General features: G+C 63.3%; 3 protein-coding genes. All 3 read right to left on the reverse strand.

Annotated elements, in window-relative coordinates; translation table 11 throughout:
* A partial coding sequence (locus AC1DJT_RS36590; RefSeq protein ID WP_476836049.1) for a polyphosphate kinase 2 family protein occupies nucleotides 1-361 on the reverse strand: 361 nt, incomplete at its 3' end.
* A gap of 16 nt (nucleotides 362-377) precedes the next feature.
* Nucleotides 378-869: a hypothetical protein gene (locus tag AC1DJT_RS36595; protein WP_441490971.1), complete on the reverse strand. Its 492-nt coding sequence runs from the start codon at nucleotides 867-869 to the stop codon at nucleotides 378-380.
* 41 nt (nucleotides 870-910) lie between these two features.
* A complete protein-coding gene (locus AC1DJT_RS36600; protein ID WP_441508823.1) occupies nucleotides 911-1,159 on the reverse strand; it encodes a hypothetical protein in 249 nt (82 codons plus the stop codon).
* Between the last annotated feature and the right edge of the window lie 415 nt (nucleotides 1,160-1,574).

Below are 1,574 nucleotides of genomic sequence, written 5' to 3' on the forward strand. Positions count from 1 at the left end.
CCTCCGTACAGAACCCCATCACCCGTTCGACGCCGGCGCGGTTGTACCAGCTGCGATCGAAGATCACGACTTCGCCGGAGGCCGGGAGATGGGGCAGATAGCGCTGGACGTACATCTGCGAGCGTTCGCGATCGGTCGGCGGAGGAAGCGCGATGACGCGGAAGACCCGCGGGCTCACCCGCTCCGTGATCGCCTTGATGACACCGCCCTTACCGGCGCCGTCACGGCCCTCGAAGATAATGCAGATCTTGGCGCCGGTATGCTTGGCCCATTCCTGGAGCTTGACCAGTTCGCCATGAAATTCCTTCAACTGGCGCTCGTAAGGCTCTCGCTTCATGGCCTTGCTGACAGGAGCATCCATGATCACGCCCTCCCGGTTAGGACCAGGCCAGGAAGAAGGCGACATCGCCGGGCAGCCCACCCGGCCAGTCGATGATCATCGCGCGCAGCCGATAATTCGCGGGCTTCAGATGCTCCTTCCAGAATTCATAGGCCTGGCGCGGCCGTCCGGTGAGCGTCGTCGGCCAGTCCGCCTCTGAGTTGTTGAGCGCACGGCCCTTGTCGTTGCACAGCGCGCTCGGAAACCGCATCACCATGACCTCGCGCTCGCCACGCTCGGCAGCCGCGCGCGTCTTCACTGCGAGGTTGTGCTTGATCCGGGCAATCAGCTCGGCATTGACCTCGACCTCTTCCGCAAGCGTCTTGATCAGCTTCTGGCGTGCCTCCTCGGCCTTATCCATGGCACCCAGCATCTTGGATGCCTTCGCCATCTCGATGTCCGCCATGTAAACTTTCAGGTCGTCGGCCGACATGAAACTCTCGTCGGCGAGAATGTCGGCTTTCGCGCCGTGCGCCGCGGTCTGGGGCATTGCCGTTTCCTCTCCAGTCGAAATCGCGATTGCCTGCCTCGTCAAATGCCGTCCGGACGACCAAGGGTTTCCCTGAGCTCGGCTTCGAGGCTCTCGACGAGCTGTCGATATTCGATGCAACGCGCCTTGCGGATCGGCAGGGCCGAACTCTCCCATTCCGCCAAGGCCCGTTCGGCTTCGGCGAGGTCTGCGCAGAGCGTGCGAAAACTCTCGCTGCGGAGTGCTCTTTCCCTAATCGACCTCCCATAGGCTGGAAGATGCCGGATGGCAGCCAGCACACCCTGATCCATCGCAACGGTTCTCCCGCCGACGAGCGCCACGTCACGTCCACTATGGAGAAAGATCGCGCCCGCGGGAGTAACTAACAGGAGGCTACGCCCGGCAAGGGGCCGCAACCGATGCGTGCGACCAGTGAAACTGASTCAATAGGGGCGGGACTTGCGGAAGCTCGCACAGCGTCCCGACCGCTCGACAGCGTGTTACGAGCGTAACCTCCCGTTAGCTACTCCCGCCCCCTTGGGCCGTCGCCTATCGTTGCAGCTTCACCGAAGTCCCCCTTCCCCCCGCGGTCGCAGAGGCGAACGACGAGGGATCCAGGCGGGCCAACCCGGAGGCCACAACATGTCGACATTGAAGCACTGGTCGCTTGCTTTCGCCCTGCTTGCCGGCGTGGCGTCCTGGTCCGACAGCCAGCCGGCCAGAGCG

This window comes from Allobosea sp. 05T422_2 (assembly GCF_056396265.1).

What these genes read in the sequence shown, in the direction of transcription:
- AC1DJT_RS36595 (WP_441490971.1), bottom strand. Translation starts at nt 869, where the DNA reads ATGCCCCAGACCGCGGCGCACGGCGCGAAAGCCGACATTCTCGCCGAC.
- AC1DJT_RS36600 (WP_441508823.1), bottom strand. Translation starts at nt 1,159, where the DNA reads ATGGATCAGGGTGTGCTGGCTGCCATCCGGCATCTTCCAGCCTATGGG.